Here is a 24,461-nt window from a genome sequence, read left to right on the forward strand (position 1 = left end):
TGCTTACTTCATTTCGGCGAAGGTTTCTTTTGCAGCCTGAATGGTAAATTCGATATCTTCATCAGAATGAGCAGATGAAATAAAGCCTGCTTCAAATGCAGACGGCGCCAAGTTTACGCCACGCTTTAACATGCCATGGAAGAACTTTTTGAAAGCTTCAATATCACATGCCAACATTGAGTCAAAGCTTGTGATGTCTTCTTGGTCAGTAAAGTAAAGCCCAAACATTGCGCCAGCTTGCTGAGTTTTAAATGGAATACCCGCTTCATCTGCTGCTGCTTGTAAGCCTGCAAGTAACTTTTCAAGTTGAGCAGATAATTTGCTATAAAAGTCCGGTTGACGTAAATGTTTAAACATTTCGATACCAGCACGCATAGCAAGTGGGTTACCAGATAAAGTCCCCGCTTGGTATACACCCCCTAAAGGTGCGATGCATTCCATGATTTCACGCTTACCGCCAAAGGCCCCTACAGGTAAACCAGCACCAATAATTTTACCCAAAGTCGTTAAGTCAGGTTTAACGTTATAAACTGACTGAGCACCGCCCAATGCAACGCGGAAACCTGTCATTACTTCGTCAATAATAAATACAGATTTGTATTCATCACACACATCACGAATCGCTTGTAAGAAACCATCAATTGGTTTCACCATATTCATATTACCTGCAACAGGTTCAATAATGACGCCCGCAATTTCATGACCAAATTTAGCAAAACATTCTTTTAATGCTGCAATATCGTTATATGGCAGTGTTAAAGTATGTTTAGCAAAGTCAGCTGGTACACCTTTTGATGTTGGTTCGCCCTCACCTTTAGTTAATAAACCAGAACCTGCTTTTACTAACAATGAGTCAGAGTGCCCGTGGTAACAACCCTCAAACTTCACGATCTTGTCACGGCCAGTATAACCACGTGCTAAACGAATAGCAGTCATGGTCGCTTCTGTACCAGAGTTGGTCATACGTACCAATTCAATAGATGGCATGATTTCACAAATAATATCTGCCAACGTTGTTTCGTGTACGGTTGGTGCACCAAAACTTAAGCCATCTTCTGCTGCTGTTTGCACAGCCTTAATAATATCCGGATGAGCATGGCCCAAAATCATTGGTCCCCAAGAGCCAACATAATCTACATAGCGCTTACCATCTACATCCCACAAATACGCACCTTTGGCTTTCTCAATGAAAACCGGTGTGCCTCCAACGCCATTAAAGGCACGTACCGGAGAGTTCACACCACCTGGAATGTGTTTGCTGGCTTGTTTAAATAACTGTTCTTGCTTTGGAGATAAACTCATGGAAATGCTCGTCTTAAATATCTAAAAAATAATTTTGAAAGCTTAAGAAAATAATTGTGCCCACGCTTGTACACGGGCAGGAATTTCAGCAGTTGATCGACCTAATATATCACTAATGACTGCACAGAGGTCAGCTCCAGCCTCAATCACGGGTTTTGAATTTTCAACAGTCAAACCACCAATTGCACAAATAGGTAAATCATATTGAGCTGCTGCTTGCTTAATCACTTCTATACCTACATTGCCAGCTTCCGGTTTAGTGGCAGTTGCATAAACCGCACCAAAGGCAACATAAGTTGCGCCATCGGCAATTGCTTTTTGGGCAAGCTCTAAAGAGTTTAAGCAAGTACGGCCAATAATGACACCTTCTGGTAACTGCGATTTTGCATCGGTAATTTCACCGTCACTTTGGCCTAAATGCACACCTAAACCAAACTGAGCAGCCAGTTTTAGGTCATCATTAATGACAAAAGGAACCTGATATTTTTCACATAACTGTTTAATCTGTTCAACTTCAGCAGGCTGTTCGGCTTTGTCTATTTTTTTACGGCGGTACTGTAAAATTGCGATTTGACGGGTTGCGAGTGCGGCGTCTAATTTTTCTAATAATAATTGGATTGGGTCATCATTGGTAATGAGGTATAAACCGCGCATACTCTACTCTCGCTTTTTAAAAACTTCGCTAGTATAACGGATTTATAAGTCATCATAAGTACCGATTGATATAGGCTTATCAGTACCAATCGGTATATTAAAAATAGAAATAAAAATTAACTTGGAATTTTATCGTGCTTGCGATCAATTAAACTTAACCGACCAGTCGCAACATCGGAGAGCATTCGCCAATCAGAAATAAAGCTATAAAGCGGTTGTTTAAAACTGGCAGGTTTATTTTTTTCAAACATAAAATGTCCAACCCATGCACATGTATAGCCAGAAACTAAACCATAGAGTGCGTATTTGGCCTGTTTCTTACGAATAGCTTTTGAAAAAAAGTATAGACCAATGCTACTTCCCACCGCATGTAAGCGTCTGCTCATAATATTACGGTGTTCAGTTAAATAAAAACGATAAAATTCCTGATAGTTTTTAATAGGTAACTCAAACTCTGGCTGAGTTTCATGATTAAAATTTACGGGTGCATTCACGATCATCTTCCTGATTTTTATTTGATCAAAACATCACCTGATTGTACACCTAAATAAAAGTGTAGCGTCATATGTTTGATTGTAACTTTCTCTATCAAAAACATTATTTTTAGCGTTAAGCTATTATACTTATTCAAGATAGTTTAAATACCTGATTCAGGGAGATCTGTTATGGTTGAAGTTGAGCTTAAGTTTCAGTTACCTGAATCGAAGAAAAAAACCGTCCAGCAATATTTAAAAAAACATAAAGCACAGTATATTCATTTACAGGCCAAGTATTACGATACGCCAGACCGCCTACTTGCAAAAAATGGTATGGCCTTACGCTTACGTAAAGAAAATGATCTGTGGGTACAAACCTTTAAGGCTGCCGGCCAAAGTCATTTACATCGTGTCGAAGAAGAAGTTTTTTTAGGAAAATGCGATCAAGAACCTGTCTTAGACCTTGAGTTATATAAAGACAATAAAGCCGTCACAGATTTGGTTACTCAAGCTTTAGGCTCTGAAGTCGAAAAGCTAAGCTTACAGTTTGAGACTGATGTACAACGTACCTATCATGTTTTTGAAGCAAATGACACGGCAATTGAAGTCTGTCTCGATGACGGCGTCGTAAAAACAGCAACAGCACAAAGCAAAATTTGCGAAGTTGAGTTCGAACTTAAACAAGGTGCAGTAAAAACACTGATTCAATTTGCTCAGCAATGGATTAATCGTTATGAACTTTGGCTCGATGTGAGAAGTAAAGCCGAGCGCGGTAATTTACTCGCATTGGGTCAAGCTGCTTCACCGGCTGTTCACGCAAAAAATCTGAACTTAGATAAAGACATTTCAGCAGAACAGGCACTCAAAAAGATTGTAGAAAACTGTTTGGGACAATTCTTGCCTAACATGGCCGCAATTGCCGATGGAGTTGCCGAGGCTGAGCACATTCATCAGGCACGCGTAAGCTTACGCCGTTTACGTAGTGCACTAAAACATTTTTCAGCATGGTCAGACGAGTTAAACCCTGTGTGGGAAGAGCAAATTGCCGAACTGTTCCGTCAGCTTGGGGACACGCGAGACGAAGATGCCATTCGTACCGAAATTTTACCTATGATTGTGCAGCATGGTTCACCTGAGCTTTTACTTCCGATCTCTGAACAGCCATTAAAAGACCTTGCCACGCTGTTTAAATCCGCAGATACCATTAAGCTTATACTCGCCTTATTAGCATTTGCCTATTCAGAAGAAGACGATCAAAATGCCAAAGGAAAATTGAAAAAATATATAGGAAAAAGCTTAGATAAGTTACATCATCAAGTGGTGAGTAATGCCGATCATTTCACTGAGCTTGAAGTCACCGAACAGCACAGAACGCGCAAGAAAGCCAAACAGCTTCGTTACTCCATTGAGTTTATATCGAGCTTATATCCTCGTAAAAATGTTCAGCAGTTTTTAAAACAATTACAGCCTGTGCAAAATACTTTAGGACTTTATAACGACTTATTTATTGCCGAAGATCTATTTAATAAAACGATTGAACACGACCCACATTTTTGGTTTGCATTAGGATGGGTTAAAGCCAAACAACCTTATTTACAAAATCAGTCTGCCGAAGCTTTGCAAAAATTTAAACAGGCAAAAACATTTTGGTAAGAATCTTGAAGTCGCGGCAAATATGCCGCGAATTTTTATCTGTATTTACCAAATACTTTCCATACACCGTTATCTGCTAATGGATCGCTATAGCTATCACTACGCTGTTTTCTTGGTTTATCGCGAGCATCGACGAGTTTAAAGTGTGGCTCTACCCCTAACACAATACCATTGGTATAAAACCGTGAACGCGTATATTCACTTTGACCATGCTGGAATACATACGTCCGTAAATCAATAAATTCACGGTGTGCAACTAGCGCTGCGGTATCATCACTCTGCAACCATTCTTGCATGGTAAATATCTGGTCTGTGTCAAACTGCCCACATTTTTCAATAAGACTGGCCACACCACGGAAAGTTTTTGATTCTTTTGCGCGTGTTTTATTAATCCGAATTCGGTCTACATGGAAAAAGAATAAGGGTAAGTTTAGATGGCTTGGTAAATGAATTGCATCTGGTAATTCATCTTCCATAAAAGGTTGAAAAAGCTCTTGTGCCCTTTCTATTAAATCTTTCCATTGTTGGTAATAGGCCAAGACTTCTTCTTGCAAACCATAATAAATTGGCAGCCCTTCTACATGCTCCAAATATTGGGGTGGAAAAATATGCTGGCGTAATAAAGCAATGTCTGTTTTTAGACTTTGAACGGCAATTGCATCTTGCATATTATAACTCCCAATACTTAGGCTATTTACAGACTAAGGCAAAGGTTTTGTTTCCGCAAGGCTTTGCCTATAATAAGCAGCTCTATTTTTGCGGGAATAAGTCATGTCTCAAAAGATTAATGCAACAGATATTACTGAAGAAGAAGCGTTAAATGCTGTTTTCTTTGAGCGTGCGGATGAATTCATTAAACAAGCAAATGATTTTTGTCGCCCGCCAAAAGGCCAAAAGCCAGACCCGGCCGAGCTTCGTGGTCAAGTGAGCGCAGCCATGTTATTTGCAACTGCTCGTTTTAATACATGGGTGGCTGCCAATAATTTTAAAGATGGTAATGAAATGCGTGATGCAAAAGATCAGGTGATGTCTTATCTTCTTCAACAGTTCCAAATGATGCTTGAAGATAACTTTGATGAGTATTGTGAACAGTTCGATAACTACTTACGTTTCCGTAAGAATGAAGATTTTCATACTCACAAACACGACCATTAAAATATTTTACCACTCAAATAAAAAGCCACATGAAGTGGCTTTTTATTTGGCAATTATTTACTGCTTTTGTGCTTGACCATACTGGTCAGCCATAACTTCAACAAGATTTGAAGGTTTAATATATTTTTTAATAACTGCGTTCACATCAGCAACCGTTAACTTTGTTAACTCTTGATCATGTTTAACACGGTCAAGTAATGTTTTACCTGACTCAAGCTCTAGATTTAGCATACCATGAATATTACGTTCATCTTCTAAGGCAGTAACACGTTTCTTCATGATATCCGCCTTCGCTGCTGCAAGCTCCTGCTCTGTAATACCATGAGTAATTAAGTCATTTAGAACCTTATGAACTGAAGCAGAAACTTGTGCCGAGCGACCAGCCGTATAATTTGCACTAATGCTTAACGCACCTACATTCGTGTCTCGATCTAATTGCAAACCAGTACCAAAACCATATACCAATGCATTTTTTTCACGAAGCTCTTGAGCCAAACGTGAAGAAATTTGAGATTCACCCAAAATGTAATTCATTAAAATTAATGCAGAAGCGTCAGGATGGTTTTTCCCAACTGGTAAGGCAAGTACACTTTGATAACTACCAAACTCACGCTGCTCAGATAAGACATGTACTTGCTGAGCAGGGAAATCAACGTGCTGAATCAAGATTTTTTCATACGGTTGTTTGCTATTCCAGCTTCCGAACTCTTGATTCAATAGCTTTTTCATTTTTTGGGCATCAAATGCACCTGTAATCGCAATTTGTGCATGATTCATGGCAAAGAAATGCTGATAAAGCTCTTTGACTTGTTCTTGAGTCACATTCTTTAATTGTTTTTTAGCCAGCTCCGGTTCAAAGTGATAACGCAAATCACCCGGCTGGTATTCTTCTACCAAGCGAGATAATGTTAGACCTGCTACCACATCCGGTTCTGTATAAGGACGATCAAGACTAGATAAGCTTTGAGATTTAATTAAGTCAAATTGAGATTGTTCAAATTTAGGATTTTTCATGACCTCTAGAACAAACTTGAAAAACTCATCAAACTTTTCAGTTTTAGATTGAATATTAATGGTCATGCCATTGCCATCGGCACTCGCATAAGCCGCGCCACCTGCATCAATCGATTTATCGGCAATATCTTGCAAGCTATATTTATCAGAACCGCGAAGCAATAAATATGAAGTTAAATCAACAACCGTACCTTTATCGAATAAAGATTTTTCAGTACCAAAATCCATAGTAATGGTGGCATAGGTACGATCATCACGGGTTTCTACAGGGAATAAAGCATACTTCATTCCATTTTTAAGTTTTCCGCGAATGATCTTTTTCTCATTACTTTCGGCATATTGCTTAGACGTTTTTAAAAACTCGGCAACTTCTTGTTGATAAACTTTCGGATCTTTTAAAGGCTCTGCTTTAACATCTGTTTGATCTAATGTTTTAGGCTTATCTTTTGCGTCGAGTTGTAATGCTTTCTTTTGGTCTTCTGGTGTTGGCAAAATATCGCCATCAATACGATGACCTGCAACAAGGAACTGTTTTAAGGTTTGATTTACCTCATTGAGCTTCACTTTATCAATTGAATCTAAATCTTTAAAATATTGGTCCCATTGCCCATCCGCTACAGTGTAATCACTTAGACGCGAACCCAAAGCAACGGCATCTTTATTGACTAACTCACCTTGCGTTTTCATTAAGCTTTTTACACGATTTAGCTCAGTCTCTGTAAAAGGTTTACCCTTTTCAATTCCTGAGAGTAAAGCGCTTTCAACTTTTTTAGGGTCATTTTTTGGTGAATAAATAGCACCTAAAAATACGACGTTAAAATCTTGATCTAGCCATGTTGATGCCTGAACGTCTGTACTAACACCTGTTTCAACCATATTTTGGTACAAATGACCACTTGGCTGCATGGTATACAACATAGGTGCGAAAGCCAGTTCCGGTTGAATTTTTGTGTTTTTACCATCCATATAGATATGGAATTTGGCCAAATCACTACCCTTTTTCACCACAAACTCACGGTTTTTGAGTTTTGTAGAATCTAACACAGGCACTTGAACAGGCTTAGGCACAGCTCTTGCAGGAATTGGGCTAAAATATTGGTCTATCGTTTTTAAAACATCAGTTTTATCAAACTTGCCTGAAATCACCATGACCGCATTATTAGGCGCATACCAACTGCGATAGAACTGGTTCAACTCAGGCATTTTAATTGACTTAAGCTCAGGTAAATCACCAATCGGTAATCGACCTAGATATTGATTACCATAAGCCGACTTCCACATTTGATCCATCAAGACAGCAAAAGGCTGATCCATACGGACTTCACGTTCACGCTTTACGATTTCAATTTCAGAAGGCACAAATTTTTCTTGTAGAACTAATTTGTCCATGCGCTCAGATTCAAGGTACAGCACTTGATCGAGTGCTGTTTTTTCTGGACGGACAATATTGGTGTATTTGGTTGAATAGTAATCCGTGCTCGCATTCGTCATTAACGTATATTGATCTAAACGGCGTTGGAATTCTTCACCTTTTACATTTTGCGTGCCTTTAAATGCTAAATGTTCGAGTAAATGTGCTAAACCACTTTTACCCTGTGGATCATTTAAAGAACCCGTTAAATAAATGGTATTAATAAAGATTTTATTTTCTTTGTCATTCGGCGCAAGCACTACCCGAAAACCATTATCTAATTTATATTCCTCAACATTTTGCTTACTTTTTACTAATGTTGTTTGTGCAAAAGAGGCAGCACTTAAACCAAAAATACATAGGGAGAGAGTCAGTTGTTTAAACTGCATAAACATATAAATACCAATTAATTTGAATAATAAAAAATCAATAGTTGTGTGACTATAGTAGGAAATTTGAGCTGACTTTCATAGTAAAGATTTGAAAAAAAAGCCGTTTATTTAAACGGCCTTATATTTTAAGGAAAAATTTCGGCTTGCATATAAAGTTTGCCATATCCCGAAATTTCAATACGTTCCTGATTTAAGACATTACAATACAATACGCCTCCACGGCTAGAAGCCTGATAGGCCACAATATTATTTTTAGCGAGTTTCTCTGCCCATAGCGGCGCTATTGCGGTATGAATTGAACCAGTAACCGGGTCTTCATCAATGCCTGCGACAGGTGCAAAATAACGAGAAACACAGTCATATTGATCGTCAGCTTTTGAGGTGATTGCAACATCCATTGCTGTAGTTGTAATTGCAGTCCGCTTACCTAAGGCTTTAAGTAAGTTCATGTCAGGTTGCTCATCTAACACATCTTGCACTGACTCATATTCAACGATGTAGGCTTGAATATTTTGATAAACCGCTTTAAACGGTTTTGTTAATGCTTGACGTAAAATAGCCGGATAATCTTCAACTTGCTGAGCTTTACGAATTGGAAAATCCATTCTGATTTTGCCGTCTTCATCTTGATGAACTACAAACAAACCTAAGTTTCGTACATGAAAATTAAGAGTCTTTTTCTCAGTAAAATCTTTAAATAATACGAAAGCACTCGCAAGAGTCGCATGCCCGCAAAAATCCACCTCAACCGTTGGAGTAAACCAACGTATTTCATAATTTTTAGAGTCTATAATTTTTACAAAAGCAGTCTCAGATAAGTTATTTTCAAGTGCTATCTTTTGCATTAAATCTGCATCTGGCCACTCTTTTCCAACAATCACAGCAGCCGGATTTCCACGAAATAACTCTTTGGTAAAAGCATCGACTTGATACATTTTCATGTTAGTGCTCTCTTTCTTAATAGGCTCATTTTCGAAAATTATTTAAAAGAAAAACAGATACAGTTTTTTAAAAATTAACATCACAGTCGCAAGTTACACATATAAAAAAACGGCTCATCCAGAGTGAAGAGCCGTTTAATATTAACTCTTAATGATGTTGAGTTAATTCAATTTCATCTTCGCTATTCATTATAGCTTTGTCGGTCTGCCCCATAAATTGGCTTGTAACTACACCAGCAGTCATCGAACCATTTACGTTTAACGCAGTACGTCCCATATCAATGAGTGGTTCAATTGAAATAAGAAGAGCAACCAATGTTACAGGTAAGCCCATAGCAGGAAGTACGATCAATGCTGCGAAAGTTGCACCACCACCAACACCTGCTACGCCAATTGAACTTAAAGTCACAATACCCACTAACGAAGCAATCCACATTGGGTCTAGGGTGTTAATACCCATAGTTGGCGCAACCATGACTGCGAGCATGGCTGGATATAAACCCGCACAACCATTTTGTCCAATAGTGGCACCAAAAGAAGCAGAGAAACTTGCAATAGACTCAGGCACACCCAAACGACGAGTTTGCGCTTCAATGCTCAGTGGAATACTTGCAGCACTTGAACGACTCGTAAACGCGAATGTTAGAACCGGAGCAACTTTCTTGAAGAACTTAAGTGGAGAAACACCGGTCACAGTCAAAATAATGGCATGTACGACGAACATAATCGCCAAACCTAAATAAGACGCCACCAAGAAACCACCTAGGTTCAAGATATCTGCGACATTTGAACTTGCCACAACTTTCGTCATAAGGGCAAAAACACCATATGGTGTAAGCGTCATCACTAAACGAACAAGCTTCATTACCCAAGACTGTAATGTTTGAATAGCCGTCAGAATACGTTGACCTTTTTCTGCGTCATCTTTCATTAGGTTGAGTGCTGCTATCCCTAAAAAGACAGCAAAGATAACCACGCTAATAATTGAAGTCGGATTTGCACCCGTTAACTCAGCAAAAGGGTTACTCGGAATAAAAGAAAGAATAAATTGCGGTACACTTAAGTCTGTTACTTTACCCACATAGTCAGTCTGAATTGCAGTAAGTCGAGCTGTTTCAGCCGCCCCTTGTACCAAACCTTTGGCAGTTAAACCAAACAAGTTCGTCACAAATACCCCAACCAGCGCAGCGATGAGTGTGGTAAATAACAAAGTCCCGATGGTGTAGAAGCTGATTTTTCCTAAAGAAGAAGCTTGGTGTAGCTTCGCTACCGCACCTAAAATCGAAACAAAGACCAAAGGCATCACGACCATTTGTAAAAGTTTTACATAGCCGTTACCAACAATATTAAACCAGCTAATAGATTCAGCAAGAATCGGATGGCCACCGCCATAAATCAAATGTAGTCCTAAACCAAACACTACACCTAAAATTAAGCCAGCTAGAACTTTTTTAGATAAGCTCCAGTCCGTTTTACGTGTTTGGGCGAGTAAAAATATTAACCCGACAAAAACCACAATATTGATGATTAAGGGTATATTCATTCCCAAACTCCAAATTATTGCTTGTGTCATCTTTTAAGGGGGCATATTTGACCATAGCCGGCCTATATAAACTACCCTTTTCAACAATTTTCTAGCATGCAGATCATTACCGATCTGAATGAGAATATAAAATGACTTTTAAATACATATATATCACTTTTAAAACATAAGTTACGTTAGATATTTATGTATAAAAATTAAGCGCATTTCTGTATAAATTGTTGCTCAATAAAACAAATAAACTGCTTTAAATTACTGCCCCATGTTTCAGGAGGCTGAGCGACCAAATAAGTAGTGAAATGTGCAGATTCAGTGTTAATTTCAAAACAACTTAATGAGACTTTATCGGCTACTTTATTCAGATATGACTTTGGCAATAAAGCAAAACCGACACCTAATTCCACACAGCTTACAATGCCATCCAGACTGCCCATTTCCATAATTTGCGAAGGTGGCACACTGTGATCATTTAAAAACAACTCAATTGCATGCCGATAGGAACATCCTTGTCGAAATGCAATAAATCGAGTCTTTGCGAGGGTGGCAATGTCGGGAAAATCAATTTGTTGTTTTGGGCAAACCAAAACCAGTTGTTCTTGCCACACCGGAAAACTATATAGCTCTGGAATCACATATTTAGAAGCAACAAAAGCACAATCGATTTCTCCTTGTTGCACAGCATTTAACAAATATCCTGTCGGGTGAGTTTGAAGTTCAAGCGGCAAATTCGGATGTTGCTGCATACATTCATTAAGCAATTGCGGAAGTCGTATTGCTGCTGTCGTTTCCATACTGCCCAAACGAATAGTTTCATTCGGGTCAATATCACCTTCTCGGAAGATTGTCTTCGCTTTATTATGCAGTGCGATCATTTGCACAGCATAACCATGTAGCTGGTGTCCTGCATTGGTTAATGTAACGGGGTTATGACGATTTAATAAAATCACACCTAACTCTTCTTCAAGCTTTTTCACGTGGCTCGTGATATTGGATTGAACCGTACACATTTTTTGTGCAGCCAATGAAAAACTTCCACTCTCTGCAACCGCTAAAAAAAACTCTAAAGACTTAAGCAACATGCCACCATCTCAAAACAAGATAATTAATATAATATTAAATCATTTCTAATGATAAATAAACTCGCTTTTAATAATAAAAAAATTGAGAGATTTCTCATGTCTACATTCTATCGAATGAGCCTGCTTGTCTTTTTAGCGACTTGCCTAGGAATTGGTATTTTTAGATTTTCCTATACCGCACTCATGCCTATTATGATTGTGCAATATGGATGGACTCATGATTTTGCAAGCTATTTAGGAAGTGCAAATTTATTGGGCTATCTGGTTGGCGCATTATTGGCACTGTTTAGCATTAAAGAAAAATCTATACCCGCTTTGATTATAACTTCGGCGGTTTTAGGTAGCTTAAGCCTACTCTGCTGTTCTTTTATACACATGCCTTTGGCTTGGTTTGTTCTCTGGCGCACCATTTCAGGTATCGCAGGTGGCCTACTCATGATTTTGGCACCTAGCTTTGCCATGAAAAATATTGCAATTAGCCAAAGGCTCAAAGTCAATTTTTTAGGGTTTAGTGGTATTGGCGCAGGCGTGTTATCTGCCACTCTCATTATTCCTGCACTTAAAAATATGCCTGTTCAATATGTCTGGGAAATTTTTGCCGCCATTTCCATTATTGGCAGTTTGGTACTTTTTCAGTTATTAAGGCACCCACCTACCGAGTCCGTTCAAACGGCCAATCACGCTCCTCAAAACTTCAAACATTCACGTTTAGGACTGGTCATTATTATTGCTTATATGTGCAGTGCTTTTGCATATATCCCTCACTCTTTGTTTTGGATGGACTATTTATCGGGAACCCTACATTTTCCATTGCAACAACGAAACTTATTTTGGGTTCTTTATGGGGTTGGAAGTTGTATTGGCGCCTTTGTGGCGTATTGTTTAAGCCGCCTTATTGGATATTTGCAGGCAATTAAATGTCTATACGGTGTCTATTGCTTGGCAGTTGCCCTACCTTTTTTTTCACATGCTACTGCTTTGCTCACTTTATCGTCCTTTCTTACAGGTTTACTCACACCTGCCACCGTATTTATTAGCTCTTATAGCCTGCTACAGATTTATGAACAGCGTTATCAAAAAATCTGGAGCCTTGCCACCATTGGGTTTGCCAGCACTCAGTTATTAGGTGGCGTAGTGATTAGTACCTTGCATCACTTGCATTGGTCTTATGCACACCTGTTCTTAATGGGTGGCATTGTTTTGCTATTCGCTTTAATCCTTTTAGTTCGCACCCGTTCTTCCATACCCACCACTCTCGGAGAAACCAAATCATGAAAACTCTGCTCTTTCCTTTATTTCTAGTTGCTTTCGTTCTTATTATTCAAGCCCTAGACCAGAGTTATCAAAAGAAAATTGGTATCTCTAAGCCCCAGAAGCATCCGGAATTTATGCAATAAAAAAAGCCCCTATATATAAGGGGCTTTTCCATTGAATAATCGTATATTGTCAAAATAAAAATTAATGAATAGATCAGTAGAACAAACCGCATAACAGCTATTTTAGTACGCTTATTAAAAACGCTTAACTGACAAAAAATGTCATATTATGTCAATGTAGAGAGCTATTTTCTGATCTATATTCAGTCAAAATTTATAATTTTTAATACTTAAAATTGAGCAAAACATGAGCAATAACAATTATATTGATGAGCTTTTAAAGCTCTTGGCGATGTTCGCTTTTATCGGTGTTTTATTACTGGCATTTAAATGTCAGACCATCTTTGCACTGGATATGACCACATCATACGAAGTCTCGGTAAGGATTGTTATCTATATTGTCACAGCAGCTATTTTGGGCTTTTTAACACGCAATCATATTGAGTTTACAACACAATTTTTAATTGCCGTTCCATTTGCCTACTTTTGGCTAGAGCCAATTCTTGACTACAAGGCCATTCAAACTATCCCAGATGTTCCGTTTTATCTCTCAGGTCATGGTCAAAGTTTAGGGCTACTCATCGTGATCATATTTTGTTTTGCCTTATGGGTATTTAAAGAAACAACCTCAAACTCGCTTGAGTCTCAAAATGTCTAAATGAGGATTTTTAGGGAGTTTTATAAAGTTAAAAATCGTCACTGTACTATATGTTTTTATAATATATATTTTAAGCAAATTAATTTATATCAATTAAAAACTCTAAAAATGTTCAATGTATCAAACCCAGCAAATGCCGTTGTTGTAGGTATTATCGCAATAATTGCTACAGTTAGTCTTCTGATATGGAAGTTTAATTTTTATCTCGGTATAGATATATACACCAGTGGAGAGGTGCTATTCAAAACATTATTGTATGCCGCCCTAATAGGACTATTTAGTTACTATTTTCGCCATACAATTAAAATTAGTAATACAGTGATTTTATCATTACCGCTTTTTTTCTTTTGTATTCGGCCTATTCTAAACTACAAAATGACGCATACCATTGGAAATGTACCACTGTATGCAACACATCATGGGCAAGGCTTAATATTGCTGAGTTTAACGATATTAGCATGTATATTGTGGGCCTATACGGCTAATTCTTAGCTAAAATTTTAACGTTTAATATTCTTATTTTTTATTATTTTTCAAAATTATAAATCTAAAGACTTTAAAAGCCCTCAATTGAGGGCTTTTCTATGAAAGTTTAATCTTCCATGTGCTGAATTATGGCATCGCCAAATTCTGAGCAACGTAACAAGGTCGCTCCCGGCATTAAACGCTCAAAATCGTAAGTTACGGTTTTAGCTGCAATCGCCCCTGAAATACCTTTAATAATCAGGTCCGCTGCTTCTGTCCACCCCATATCACGGAGCATCATTTCAGCAGAGAGAATAATTGAACCCGGGTTGACTTTATCTTGCCCAGCATATTTAGGTGCAGTGCCATGCGTTGCTTCATACACTGCAATAGCTCCACCAATATTCGCACCTGGCGCAATCCCGATTCCCCCTACTTCTGCTGCTAATGCATCGGAAATATAGTCACCATTTAAATTAAGGGTTGCAATTACAGAATAGTCAGCAGGACGCATCAAGATCTGTTGTAAGAAAGCATCTGCGATCACGTCTTTAATAATGATGTCTTTACCATTTTTAGGATTCTTAATTTTAACCCATGGGCCGCCATCGATTAATTCACCACCGAAACGATCTAGTGCTAACTCATACCCCCATTCTTTAAAGGCACCTTCGGTATATTTCATAATATTGCCTTTATGAACAAGAGTCACCGAAGGTTTGTCATTATCTATTGCAAACTGAATAGCCTTACGAACTAAACGCTGTGTTCCTTCTTTGGAAACAGGTTTAATACCAATACCACATCCTTCAGGGAAACGGATTTTTGTGACCCCCATTTCTTCTTGAAGGAATTTAATAACTTTTTTAGCTTCTTCAGAATCTGCTTTCCATTCAATACCTGCATAAATATCTTCCGAGTTTTCACGGAAAATCACCATGTCAGTTAACTCAGGATGTTGAACGGGTGAAGGGACGCCTTGGAACCAACGCACAGGACGTACACATACATACAAATCCAGTTCTTGACGTAGTGCAACGTTGAGTGAACGAATACCACCACCGACTGGTGTAGTTAAAGGGCCTTTAATTGAAACTACAAATTCACGCAGCGCTTCAAAGGTTTCTTCCGGCATATAAGTACCGTAAATTTTATTGGCCTTTTCACCGCAATACACTTCCATCCATTCAATAGAGCGTTTGCCGCCATAGGCTTTTAAAATTGCCGCATCAACAACTTTTTTCATTGCCGGTGTAATATCTACACCAATACCGTCACCCTCAATGAAAGGAATAATTGGATGATTTGGTACATTCAGTGACAGGTCTGCTTTTACTGTAATTTTATCACCGTCGGCAGGAACCACGATCTTCTGATAACCCATTATGTAGATTCTCCCTTTTATAATATTTAACTAACCAAACAAAAATAATTATCGATAAACAATACTTTCAACTTTTATTAACGCATAATAGCTTAATCGAATTTAACCCTTTTTGAGATTTATGTGGGAAATAAGCAAATTTCGCACTTAAATATAGCTCAATGTTTTTACCGCTTATTTGAAAGAAGAAGTCATTTTTTATGAAAATCGTCATTCTCAACAAACCATATGACGTTCTCTCCCAGTTTCGTAAAGACGAAGCACACATGACGGTCTCTGACTTTGTAGATGACCCGACTTTGCGCATAGCAGGCCGTCTTGATATGGACTCTGAGGGTTTAGTTTTCTTAACTGATCATGGTGGTTTGAATCAGTTCATTACCAACCCTGCGAATAAAAAATACAAAACGTATTTAGTTCAAGTTGATGGCGATGTAACCGAAGAAGCACTCGAGCAGCTTCGTAAGGGTGTAGAGCTTAATGATGGTATGACTTTACCAGCTAAAGCAATTAAGGTAAGTGAGCCTGAATGGTTATGGGACCGCGATCCTCCTGTACGTTACCGTGCCAGCATTCCAACATCTTGGATTGAAATCTCTATTTGTGAAGGTCGTAACCGCCAAGTTCGTCGCATGACCTCTGCGGTAGGTTTTCCGACTTTACGTCTCATTCGTACAAAAATTGGTACGATTGACTTAGTTCAATTGGGATTACAACCGGGCGAAACCAAAGAAATTGAGCCTCTACTCTACCCTGACTTTAAAGATGTTCCAGCTGAACAACCTTATCGTTCACGTTCATATGTGAAAAAACCGGGTGGCACTGGCGGTAAGCCAATGGTTCGCAAGAACAAAGATGGTTCTGCGAAAAAATCTGGTACAAAGCGTATTTGGCAAATGGATGAAAGTGAAAAACCGCGTCGTAAGACTAACGGTACAACGCGTCCAAATACCAAAGCACCACGTGGTCGTAGCCGCAATAGCCGATAAAAATATTTAAGTTTTAAAGCTCACGTTAGTGGGCTTTTTTTAATGGCTTTTATTTTATAAAAATAAAAAGCCGGTGCATAAGCACCGGCTTTTAGCTATGTACTAATGAATTAGTAATTAAGCCTGAACAGTTGAAAGCGCTGCATTGAATGTAGCACTTGGACGCATTACAGCGCTTACTTTCGCTGGGTCAACTGCATAGTAACCACCGATATCAGCTGGTTTACCTTGTACTTGAGCAAGCTCAGCAACGATCTTCTGTTCGTTTTCAGCTAATGCTTTTGCAAGTGGAGCAAATTTAGCTTTCAACTCAGCATCTTCGTTCTGTGCAGCAAGTGCTTCTGCCCAGTAAAGTGACAAGTAGAAGTGGCTGCCACGGTTGTCAAGTTCGCCTGTACGACGTGATGGAGACTTGTCATTGTCAAGCAATTTACCAGTCGCTTCATCAAGTGTCTTCGCAAGTAACTTCGCACGAGCATTATTTTCTTTAATACCCATTTCTTCTAAAGAAACTGCAAGCGCAAGGAACTCACCAAGCGAATCCCAACGTAAGTGGTTTTCTTCAACAAGTTGTTGTACGTGTTTAGGTGCTGAACCACCCGCACCAGTTTCGTACATGCCACCACCCGCCATAAGCGGAACGATAGACAACATTTTCGCAGAAGTACCAAGTTCCATAATTGGGAACAAGTCAGTTAAGTAGTCGCGTAAGATGTTACCGGTTACAGAAATTGTATCGAGGCCACGAACTACACGCTCAAGTGTGTAACGCATTGCACGTACTTGAGACATGATCTGGATATCAAGACCAGTCGTATCGTGATCTTTTAAGTACTTCTGTACTTTCTTGATCAATTCATTTTCGTGTGGACGGTATGGGTCAAGCCAGAAGATCGCAGGCATGCCTGAGTTACGTGCACGAGTTACTGCAAGTTTTACCCAGTCACGAATCGGAGCGTCTTTCACCTGACACATACGCCAGATATCGCCTTCTTCAACATTTTGAGTCAATAACACTTCACCAGTGTCAAGATCAGTAATATTTGCAATACCTGCTTCAGGAATTTCAAAAGTCTTGTCGTGAGAACCGTATTCTTCAGCTTTTTGAGCCATCAAACCAACGTTTGGTACTGTACCCATTGTTTTTGGATCAAAGTTACCATGCCATTTACAGAAATTGATCATTTCTTGGTAAATACGGGCAAATGTTGATTCTGGCATTACTGCTTTAGCATCGTATTGCTTACCATCAGCACCCCACATTTTACCACCAGCACGGATCATTGCAGGCATAGAAGCATCTACGATGATGTCGTTAGGTGAATGGAAGTTAGTGATGCCTTTTGCTGAGTCAACCATCGCAAGTGCAGGACGGTGTTCTTGGCAAGCATGTAAATCTTCAATGATTTCTTCACGTAATGAGGTTGGAAGAGTTTCGATTTTCTCGTATAACCCAGCCATACCGTTATTTACGTTAATACCTAATTCGTCAAACAACTTACCGTGTTTTTCGAAAGCTTCTTTATAGTAGATTTTCACACAGTGACCGAAAACGATCGGGTGTGAAACTTTCATCATTGTCGCTTTTACGTGTAATGAGAATAAAATTCCTGCTTCACGGCAGTCATCAAGTTGTTTCTCATAGAAGTCGCAAAGCGCTTTTTTGCTCATGAACATTGAGTCAATGATTTCGCCTTCTTGAAGCGCAACTTTTGGCTTAAGAACAATGCTCTTACCACTGTTTGTGATAAGTTCCATTTTTACATTGCGTGGACGGTCAAGCGTCATTGACTTTTCACCGTGGTAGAAGTCACCTTCTTCCATGTGTGAAACGTGAGTTTGCGACCATTGTTTCCACTCGCTCATTGAGTGAGGGTGTTTCTTAGCGTAATTTTTAACGGCAGCAGGAGCACGACGGTCAGAGTTACCTTCACGAAGAACAGGGTTTACTGCTGAACCTAGGCATTTGCCATAACGAGCTTTGATTGTTTTTTCTTCTTCAGTCGCTGGGTTTTCCGGATAGTCAGGAATTGCATAACCTTTAGATTGAAGTTCTTTAATACATGCTGTCAATTGCGCAACAGAGGCACTAATATTTGGGAGTTTGATAATGTTAGTATCTGGATCTTGTGTAAGACGACCTAGCTCAGCAAGGTTGTCGGATACCTTTTGCTCTTCACTTAGGTAGTCAGCGAATTCTGCGAGCACACGTGCAGCTACAGAGATGTCACTTTTAACAATCTCGATACCAGCTGGCTTAGTAAAGGTCTCAATGATCGGCAGTAGCGAATAAGTCGCCAATAATGGCGCCTCGTCAGTCAGTGTGTAAATGATGGTTGACTTTTCACCAGCCATATATAGCCCCTTCCGTTGAATTGAGTTTTGAGGACCGAGCTTTTGGCCCAGTGCCTACGAACCGATATGCTTAAATAAAACCCTGAGAGTATCGGCTCTCATTGGCTTTCAGTCAACGAAATATCCAGTGATAACGACATTTCGCAGCGAAATAATACATAATTTAAATCTATCGATAATAATCTTATACCTAACTTATGGTAATAAATGCGCTTTTACCAACTTTTTAGGTATAGAACAGTCTTAAATTACATGAGATATCTTTCAGAGTTCTGACAATTATTATACTTTTCATTCAAAACAAACTCAAAGATAAAGACTCTTTCTATGTTTTGAAGTTAGGAAAAAACAAAAACCGATGCACGAAACATCGGTTTTTTATAAATTAATTAACGGTTATTTAGGCTTTTAACCATTTGTCAGCTTTGCTTTGATCTTCAATAATAAGTTCAACTTCAGTTAAGTTTATGCTGTCGCTTGTAACTTCAAACGACAATAACTCATCACGGCGGAAAGCCAAGACTGAGTAATTACCCTTTTGTTTAGCATATTTCTCAATAAGTTTTGTGGTCGCTTTTAGTCCATCAATTGCAATAATGACATCATTAGCAGAAATACCCGCTTTAGCACCAGCTCCCTCACGGTGAGCATTTTGTACTAACACACCTTCAGGCTTATCAGCTAGCTTTAAACCATAAGCTAAAGTCTTATCATTTTTAAGCGTATAGCTCAAACCAAACTCAGGGAATAACTGATCGAGTGGTAACTCTTCAGTAGTATTAATCAAATGATTGATTTGCTCTACCCAACTATCGCCTGTTAGCTCTTCACATAAATCAAAAATTGTACGCTCATTAACCTGAACACCGTTTTGCGTATTTTCATACAATCGACGCATTAAGGCATCAAGGCTAGAACCACGTAAACGTAAGCCTAAGTCCAAACATAAGGCAACTAATGCACCTTTGTTATAATAGCTCGTGCCTGCATTATTCGAATTTTCATCTTGACGATAAAATTTAATCCAAGCATCAAAACTTGATTCTGCTACTGTTTGAACAAAACGTCCCGGGTTTTGCAAATAGCGATCAATTTGTGATTTCAACAAATCTAAATAAGACTTTTGGGAAATCACGCCACTGCGCAATAAAATTAAATCATCGTAATACGAAGTAAACCCTTCAAAAATCCACAGTAGTGAGGTATAGCCTTCTTGATGCAGGTTGTAGTTCGCAAAATTTTCTGGACGGATAAACTTTACTAACCAAGAATGGAAATATTCATGACTGCATAAACCTAAGAAACGTTGATAATCTTTTGAAGGTTCAGTAGGTTCATTCGATTTCGGTAAATCATCTCGTGGAGTAATCAGACTTGTGCTATTGCAATGCTCTAGCCCACCATAACTATTCCCTGTTGCCATGGTCATGAAGGTATAGTTTTTAAACGGTGCCGAACCAAACAGATCAATTTCGGCTGCACAAATTTTTTCAATATCCGTTTTTAAACGATCAACATTCGTAGCGTGAGTACCTGAAATTACAAACTCATGTTCAATTCCATGCGTTTCGAAGCTAAAACGCGTTTGATCAGCTAATTCAAATGGACTATCAATGAGTTGATCATAATGATCAGCTTTTAAAGTAAAACGTCCTTTTACTAAACTTTTTGAAGCTAATCCTGTTGCTAATTGAAAGTGTTTTAATTCATCCGGCAAAAAGATTTCTAATTCACATGCAGATTGTTCTTGGCCTTCTAAGCCTAAACACACACAGGCAGGGTTAATATATAAACGCGTTTGATCTACATAAGCACCACGTACTGATAAATCATATGCATAAACATCATATTCAACAGTAATTAACTCGTGATCGGTGTTAAATAAACGCCAGCGATTTTTTTCAGTCTTTTTAATATTGAGCATGCGTCCAGCTTCATCATAGGCCTTTACTGCCTCGATGTGCTTAGAAAACTCTCGAATGAGATAACTGCCCGGAATCCACGTTGGCAACCATAGTTCCTGATTTGGATTCGCTAAAAAGCGAATTGTCACGTGAACAAGGTGTTGTTTGTAATCATCGAACTCAATTTGATAATGCAACATAAATTCTTCAATTTAAAAATAAGAACGGTTTCACATTAGATTATCACTTTTTTGTATCGACTTGCGTAGATGTATTTTTTGGCAACAATTCACACTAGCCTTCTACAAAAAAAAGGCATAGCATGCTGGGCATCTGTGTTCCGTATTTGCCAGTAAACGTCAAGGTCACCTAGTGAAATTCTTCCTATCTCTTTTTACGCTGTTTAGTATTTTCTGTACTACTCTTACCAATGCTGCTCTACTTAATATTGCTCCTGAAAGTGTTGAAGCCGCTGCATGGACAATTGTAGATACCCAATCTGGTCAAATTATTGCTGAGCATAATAGTCATGTACAACGTGCGCCAGCATCTTTAACCAAAATGATGGTGGCCTATATTGCATTAAAAGAGATTAAGGCTGGAAAGTTAAAACTGAACGAAGTCATTACTGCAACACCAGTCGTAAGCGTGGTGCAGTGGGATGAATCACAAATGTACCTCAAAGCGGGCGAGCAAATTTCAGTCGATCAGCTCTTGGCTGGTTTAATTGTTATGTCTGCAAATGATGCAGCTGTGACTTTGGCTGAAAAAATTTCTGGTGATGTGCCTCATTTCGTACAGCGTATGAATCAAGAAGCACAAGCACTGGGTATGAAAGACACGCACTTTAGTAACCCTGCTGGTATTACAATGCCGGATCATTACACGACAGCTCATGATTTGAGCTTATTAAGTCAGGCAGTGATTCACCAGACCCCTGAATATTTACATTATTCGAAAATGCCTAGCTTTAGCTACAATCAACGTTTTCACCACGCGACGAACCTTGCGCTCAAATACGATCCATCTGTAGATGGTTTAAAAACTGGCTATACCAAAGCAGCGGGTTATAACTTAGCTCTCACAGCTTCGCGTCCTTCATTTTCACCGAACTTACCGCAAAGACGTTTACTGGTAATTGTCTTAGGTACACCAAGTGCCGTGAAACGCGCTGAAATTGCTGATAAGTTAATGAACCTTGCTTATGCGTATACACGTGATGAAGTGGTTATTCCAGAGCAAAAACTAATTGCTGAATTGCCTGTTATTAAATCAACTTTAAAAATGTTTAAAGTAGAAACTAAGCAGCCAACCATTGTTACGACTTCTTTATATGCTGAGCCAACACCAATTGATTTAAATACGTTTGATTATGCTACACAGCGTATTCAAGTTCTTGATAGCAATCAACAACCTAAAGTTATTGCGCCACTTGAAACAACTCAAACACGTGTAAATATTCAGTTAAATGAGCAAAAGTTAACAGCACCGTTAATGAAAGCAATGAATTTGGCAACAGTTTCAATTTATCAAAATAACCAGCTCATTCGCAGTCTTCAAATTGAAAATGATGTACACATTGAAGAAGCAAATATTTTCCAAAGAATTATGATGTGGTTCTCAAGCCTATTCTCAATCTTTTCATCAAGTGAGCACAGTGCAGCAAAACTCTACCCTATAGATTCGCACTAAAAACATCAAATTGTGCACAGATGCACAATAAATTTTATAAAGAAAAGATGGCATAATTCAGCCATCTTTTTTTTATAGAAAAATAATTAGGTGATAAAAATGACCCAAAACTTACATCATATTGTTATTGTCGGTGGTGGCGCTGGTGGTTTAGAACTCGCCACGCAACTTGGTGAAACTTTTGGGAAAAATGGTAAAGCCAAAATTACATTGGTTGACCAAAATTTAACTCATATCTGGAAACCATTACTTCATGAAATTGCGGCGGGTTCTTTAAATCCTCACGAAGAGCAAACCAATTATTTTGCCCATGCAGAGAAACACCACTATGAATTTGTGTTGGGAACATTAACAGCAGTAAATAAAGATAAGAAAATAATTGATTTAATTCCCCCTCAAGTCTCTAAAGAACAAAATACCCATATTCAACAACTCAGTTACGATACACTGGTTTTAGCGCTTGGTTCAGTATCAAATGATTTCAATACACCCGGTGTTCGTGAAAACTGCCATTTCCTCGATAGCCGTAAACAGGCGGATATTTTCCAGCAAGATCTTTTACATTTATATATCGAAGCGCAAAATCAACCCGATCAACGTACATTAAATATTGGAATTATTGGTGCGGGGGCAACAGGTGTCGAACTTGCGGCTGAACTTATTGAAACGACCAAAAACTTTTATCGCTATGGTTTGAAAAAGATCCATCCGAATCAAGTCAAAATTACACTCATTGAGGCCTCAGAACGTATCCTCCCTGCCCTAAGTGAAAAAACAGCTGAACATAGCGCAAAACAGCTTCAAAAAATGGGTGTTGGAATTTTAACTAAACACCGTGTTGAAAAAATTGATGAACACTGTATCTATTTTAGTAATGGTAACCAACTCAACAGTGATATTACGGTATGGGCAGCTGGGGTAAAAGCACCAAAAGTACTTGAAAGTCTTAGCGATTTCGAACGTGACAATATTAACCGCTTAATGGTCTATGCAACGCTACAGACCTATTCCGATCCTAATGTATTTGCATTTGGTGATTGTGCCCATTGCCAACTTGATGCAAGACAACCGCCTCTCGGACCACGCGCTCAAGTTGCTAGTCAACAAGCAAGCTTTTTAGTCGATGCTATGGCTGCTAGGCTAAATGGCCGATCACAACCGATGTTTACTTTTAATGACAAAGGTTCACTTGTGTCTTTAAGTCGTAATAAAGCGGTTGGAGAATTACTGGGGGATGTCAGTGTCCAAGGATATATTGCTAAAACGATGTATGTATCTTTATACCGTTTACATCAAGCAACAATTCACGGATACACTCAAGCTGGACTACTCACAATGAAAGATTTACTTACAAGACGAGTACGACCAAAAATTAAGCTGTATTGAGTTGAATTTTTTAAGTTCATCCCTATTTAGATAAAAACGCATTAGAAAAAGTGTTAAAGATTGAGATTTTGTAGTCTACAAAATTTATTTTTCACTTTATGATGTACGCTTTAATTGATTGAATGGATCAAAAACATGACTGCAATTGCAAATAACCACGTGGTTTCATTCCACTATAAATTAACAAACGCTGAGGGTGAAACACTTGATCAATCTCAAGGTGAACCACTTGCCTATTTGCATGGCGCAGGCAACATCATTCCTGGTTTAGAAAATGCATTAACTGGTAAGACTGTTGGTGATAAATTCACTGTTAACGTACCAGCTGCTGAAGGTTATGGCGAATATAACCCAGACCTAGTACAAGAAGTTCCTGCTCAAATGTTCCAAGGCGTTGATAACATTCAACCAGGTATGCAATTCCAAGCTCAAACAGATGACGGCGTTCAAATCGTTACTGTTAAAGCTGTTGAAGGCGACAACGTTATCGTTGATGCAAACTTCCCACTTGCTGGTCAAGATTTAACTTTTGAAGTTGAAATCGTAGAAATCCGTGAAGCTTCTCAAGAAGAATTAGATCATGGTCACGTACACGGTGCGGGTGGTCATCACCACTAAGTCTTCTTTTAGAA

The 24,461-nt window shown here is 38.7% G+C and carries 21 protein-coding genes; 10 read left to right on the forward strand and 11 right to left on the reverse strand.

The window, feature by feature from the left end; all coding sequences use genetic code 11:
* Positions 1-3: 3 nt before the first annotated feature.
* The 3 genes from hemL to R5R67_RS07420 form a co-directional block, all read right to left on the reverse strand.
* Positions 4-1,302, reverse strand: a complete 1,299-nt coding sequence (gene hemL / locus R5R67_RS07410; protein ID WP_000059223.1) for a glutamate-1-semialdehyde 2,1-aminomutase — start codon at positions 1,300-1,302, stop codon at positions 4-6.
* Between the two features lie 42 nt (positions 1,303-1,344).
* Positions 1,345-1,956 carry a thiamine phosphate synthase gene (thiE, locus tag R5R67_RS07415; RefSeq protein WP_001214802.1) on the reverse strand — a complete coding sequence of 204 codons (612 nt, stop codon included), beginning with the start codon at positions 1,954-1,956 and terminating at the stop codon, positions 1,345-1,347.
* Between the two features lie 116 nt (positions 1,957-2,072).
* Positions 2,073-2,456, reverse strand: coding sequence for a DUF962 domain-containing protein (locus R5R67_RS07420; RefSeq protein WP_085943474.1), 384 nt, complete (start codon positions 2,454-2,456; stop codon positions 2,073-2,075).
* Positions 2,457-2,621: 165 nt separating this feature from the next.
* Here R5R67_RS07420 and R5R67_RS07425 point away from each other — a divergent pair, with 165 nt between their 5' ends.
* Entirely contained in the window at positions 2,622-4,085 is a 1,464-nt protein-coding gene (locus R5R67_RS07425) for a CYTH and CHAD domain-containing protein (protein WP_000230516.1), read from the forward strand.
* Between the two features lie 35 nt (positions 4,086-4,120).
* Here R5R67_RS07425 and R5R67_RS07430 read toward each other — a convergent pair whose 3' ends face one another.
* Positions 4,121-4,753 carry a hypothetical protein gene (locus R5R67_RS07430; protein WP_001149995.1) on the reverse strand — a complete coding sequence of 211 codons (633 nt, stop codon included), beginning with the start codon at positions 4,751-4,753 and terminating at the stop codon, positions 4,121-4,123.
* Between the two features lie 103 nt (positions 4,754-4,856).
* Here R5R67_RS07430 and R5R67_RS07435 point away from each other — a divergent pair, with 103 nt between their 5' ends.
* Positions 4,857-5,240: a DUF3144 domain-containing protein gene (locus R5R67_RS07435; protein WP_000078676.1), complete on the forward strand. Its 384-nt coding sequence runs from the start codon at positions 4,857-4,859 to the stop codon at positions 5,238-5,240.
* Between the two features lie 57 nt (positions 5,241-5,297).
* Here the strand turns inward: R5R67_RS07435 and R5R67_RS07440 are convergent, their stop codons facing one another.
* From R5R67_RS07440 to R5R67_RS07455, 4 genes are all read right to left on the reverse strand, one after another.
* Positions 5,298-8,060: a M16 family metallopeptidase gene (locus R5R67_RS07440; protein WP_000480983.1), complete on the reverse strand. Its 2,763-nt coding sequence runs from the start codon at positions 8,058-8,060 to the stop codon at positions 5,298-5,300.
* Positions 8,061-8,182: 122 nt separating this feature from the next.
* The gene (locus tag R5R67_RS07445; RefSeq protein ID WP_000784952.1) at positions 8,183-8,998 is read right to left on the reverse strand and encodes a PhzF family phenazine biosynthesis protein; all 816 of its coding nucleotides are present in this window, start codon (positions 8,996-8,998) and stop codon (positions 8,183-8,185) included.
* A gap of 148 nt (positions 8,999-9,146) precedes the next feature.
* Positions 9,147-10,541: an L-cystine transporter gene (locus R5R67_RS07450; protein WP_001025081.1), complete on the reverse strand. Its 1,395-nt coding sequence runs from the start codon at positions 10,539-10,541 to the stop codon at positions 9,147-9,149.
* Between the two features lie 197 nt (positions 10,542-10,738).
* A complete protein-coding gene (locus R5R67_RS07455) occupies positions 10,739-11,620 on the reverse strand; it encodes a LysR family transcriptional regulator (protein ID WP_000925112.1) in 882 nt (293 codons plus the stop codon).
* 96 nt (positions 11,621-11,716) lie between these two features.
* Between R5R67_RS07455 and R5R67_RS07460 the strand changes: the two genes are divergently transcribed.
* From R5R67_RS07460 to R5R67_RS07475, 4 genes are all read left to right on the forward strand, one after another.
* Positions 11,717-12,895, forward strand: a complete 1,179-nt coding sequence (locus tag R5R67_RS07460; protein ID WP_002040136.1) for a YbfB/YjiJ family MFS transporter — start codon at positions 11,717-11,719, stop codon at positions 12,893-12,895.
* Positions 12,892-13,017, forward strand: coding sequence for a hypothetical protein (locus tag R5R67_RS07465; RefSeq protein ID WP_000854363.1), 126 nt, complete (start codon positions 12,892-12,894; stop codon positions 13,015-13,017). The genes R5R67_RS07460 and R5R67_RS07465 overlap by 4 nt, the downstream gene beginning before the upstream one ends.
* 226 nt (positions 13,018-13,243) lie before the next feature.
* The gene (locus R5R67_RS07470; protein WP_000069674.1) at positions 13,244-13,654 is read left to right on the forward strand and encodes a hypothetical protein; all 411 of its coding nucleotides are present in this window, start codon (positions 13,244-13,246) and stop codon (positions 13,652-13,654) included.
* Positions 13,655-14,146, forward strand: coding sequence for a hypothetical protein (locus R5R67_RS07475; protein ID WP_001218087.1), 492 nt, complete (start codon positions 13,655-13,657; stop codon positions 14,144-14,146).
* Positions 14,147-14,246: 100 nt separating this feature from the next.
* Here the strand turns inward: R5R67_RS07475 and icd are convergent, their stop codons facing one another.
* Positions 14,247-15,503 carry an NADP-dependent isocitrate dehydrogenase gene (icd, locus tag R5R67_RS07480; RefSeq protein WP_000542119.1) on the reverse strand — a complete coding sequence of 419 codons (1,257 nt, stop codon included), beginning with the start codon at positions 15,501-15,503 and terminating at the stop codon, positions 14,247-14,249.
* Between the two features lie 200 nt (positions 15,504-15,703).
* Between icd and R5R67_RS07485 the strand changes: the two genes are divergently transcribed.
* A complete protein-coding gene (locus R5R67_RS07485; RefSeq protein WP_000706554.1) occupies positions 15,704-16,492 on the forward strand; it encodes an rRNA large subunit pseudouridine synthase E in 789 nt (262 codons plus the stop codon).
* A 117-nt stretch (positions 16,493-16,609) separates the two neighbouring features.
* On the opposite strand, the gene R5R67_RS07490 is transcribed toward R5R67_RS07485, so the two are convergent.
* Both R5R67_RS07490 and R5R67_RS07495 read right to left on the reverse strand, forming a co-directional pair.
* Positions 16,610-18,847, reverse strand: coding sequence for an NADP-dependent isocitrate dehydrogenase (locus R5R67_RS07490; protein WP_000896679.1), 2,238 nt, complete (start codon positions 18,845-18,847; stop codon positions 16,610-16,612).
* Positions 18,848-19,247: 400 nt separating this feature from the next.
* Positions 19,248-20,951, reverse strand: coding sequence for a M61 family metallopeptidase (locus tag R5R67_RS07495; protein WP_000903516.1), 1,704 nt, complete (start codon positions 20,949-20,951; stop codon positions 19,248-19,250).
* A gap of 172 nt (positions 20,952-21,123) precedes the next feature.
* Here R5R67_RS07495 and R5R67_RS07500 point away from each other — a divergent pair, with 172 nt between their 5' ends.
* The 3 genes from R5R67_RS07500 (at position 21,124) to R5R67_RS07510 (ending at position 24,447) form a co-directional block, all read left to right on the forward strand.
* A complete protein-coding gene (locus tag R5R67_RS07500) occupies positions 21,124-22,443 on the forward strand; it encodes a D-alanyl-D-alanine carboxypeptidase PBP6B (RefSeq protein ID WP_000667907.1) in 1,320 nt (439 codons plus the stop codon).
* A 99-nt stretch (positions 22,444-22,542) separates the two neighbouring features.
* Positions 22,543-23,829: an NAD(P)/FAD-dependent oxidoreductase gene (locus R5R67_RS07505; RefSeq protein ID WP_000193154.1), complete on the forward strand. Its 1,287-nt coding sequence runs from the start codon at positions 22,543-22,545 to the stop codon at positions 23,827-23,829.
* A 135-nt stretch (positions 23,830-23,964) separates the two neighbouring features.
* Entirely contained in the window at positions 23,965-24,447 is a 483-nt protein-coding gene (locus R5R67_RS07510) for an FKBP-type peptidyl-prolyl cis-trans isomerase (RefSeq protein WP_000123995.1), read from the forward strand.
* Positions 24,448-24,461: the final 14 nt, after the last annotated feature.

It is taken from the genome of Acinetobacter sp. OYA S30, assembly GCF_033599315.1.
Taxonomy (GTDB): domain Bacteria; phylum Pseudomonadota; class Gammaproteobacteria; order Pseudomonadales; family Moraxellaceae; genus Acinetobacter; species Acinetobacter baumannii.

Coding starts and splice junctions, on each gene's coding strand:
- hemL (WP_000059223.1), bottom strand. CDS start 1,302: ATGAGTTTATCTCCAAAGCAAGAACAGTTATTTAAACAAGCCAGCAAA.
- thiE (WP_001214802.1), bottom strand. CDS start 1,956: ATGCGCGGTTTATACCTCATTACCAATGATGACCCAATCCAATTATTA.
- R5R67_RS07420 (WP_085943474.1), bottom strand. CDS start 2,456: ATGATCGTGAATGCACCCGTAAATTTTAATCATGAAACTCAGCCAGAG.
- R5R67_RS07425 (WP_000230516.1), top strand. CDS start 2,622: ATGGTTGAAGTTGAGCTTAAGTTTCAGTTACCTGAATCGAAGAAAAAA.
- R5R67_RS07430 (WP_001149995.1), bottom strand. CDS start 4,753: ATGCAAGATGCAATTGCCGTTCAAAGTCTAAAAACAGACATTGCTTTA.
- R5R67_RS07435 (WP_000078676.1), top strand. CDS start 4,857: ATGTCTCAAAAGATTAATGCAACAGATATTACTGAAGAAGAAGCGTTA.
- R5R67_RS07440 (WP_000480983.1), bottom strand. CDS start 8,060: ATGTTTATGCAGTTTAAACAACTGACTCTCTCCCTATGTATTTTTGGT.
- R5R67_RS07445 (WP_000784952.1), bottom strand. CDS start 8,998: ATGAAAATGTATCAAGTCGATGCTTTTACCAAAGAGTTATTTCGTGGA.
- R5R67_RS07450 (WP_001025081.1), bottom strand. CDS start 10,541: ATGAATATACCCTTAATCATCAATATTGTGGTTTTTGTCGGGTTAATA.
- R5R67_RS07455 (WP_000925112.1), bottom strand. CDS start 11,620: ATGTTGCTTAAGTCTTTAGAGTTTTTTTTAGCGGTTGCAGAGAGTGGA.
- R5R67_RS07460 (WP_002040136.1), top strand. CDS start 11,717: ATGTCTACATTCTATCGAATGAGCCTGCTTGTCTTTTTAGCGACTTGC.
- R5R67_RS07465 (WP_000854363.1), top strand. CDS start 12,892: ATGAAAACTCTGCTCTTTCCTTTATTTCTAGTTGCTTTCGTTCTTATT.
- R5R67_RS07470 (WP_000069674.1), top strand. CDS start 13,244: ATGAGCAATAACAATTATATTGATGAGCTTTTAAAGCTCTTGGCGATG.
- R5R67_RS07475 (WP_001218087.1), top strand. CDS start 13,655: ATGAGGATTTTTAGGGAGTTTTATAAAGTTAAAAATCGTCACTGTACT.
- icd (WP_000542119.1), bottom strand. CDS start 15,503: ATGGGTTATCAGAAGATCGTGGTTCCTGCCGACGGTGATAAAATTACA.
- R5R67_RS07485 (WP_000706554.1), top strand. CDS start 15,704: ATGAAAATCGTCATTCTCAACAAACCATATGACGTTCTCTCCCAGTTT.
- R5R67_RS07490 (WP_000896679.1), bottom strand. CDS start 18,847: ATGGCTGGTGAAAAGTCAACCATCATTTACACACTGACTGACGAGGCG.
- R5R67_RS07495 (WP_000903516.1), bottom strand. CDS start 20,951: ATGTTGCATTATCAAATTGAGTTCGATGATTACAAACAACACCTTGTT.
- R5R67_RS07505 (WP_000193154.1), top strand. CDS start 22,543: ATGACCCAAAACTTACATCATATTGTTATTGTCGGTGGTGGCGCTGGT.
- R5R67_RS07510 (WP_000123995.1), top strand. CDS start 23,965: ATGACTGCAATTGCAAATAACCACGTGGTTTCATTCCACTATAAATTA.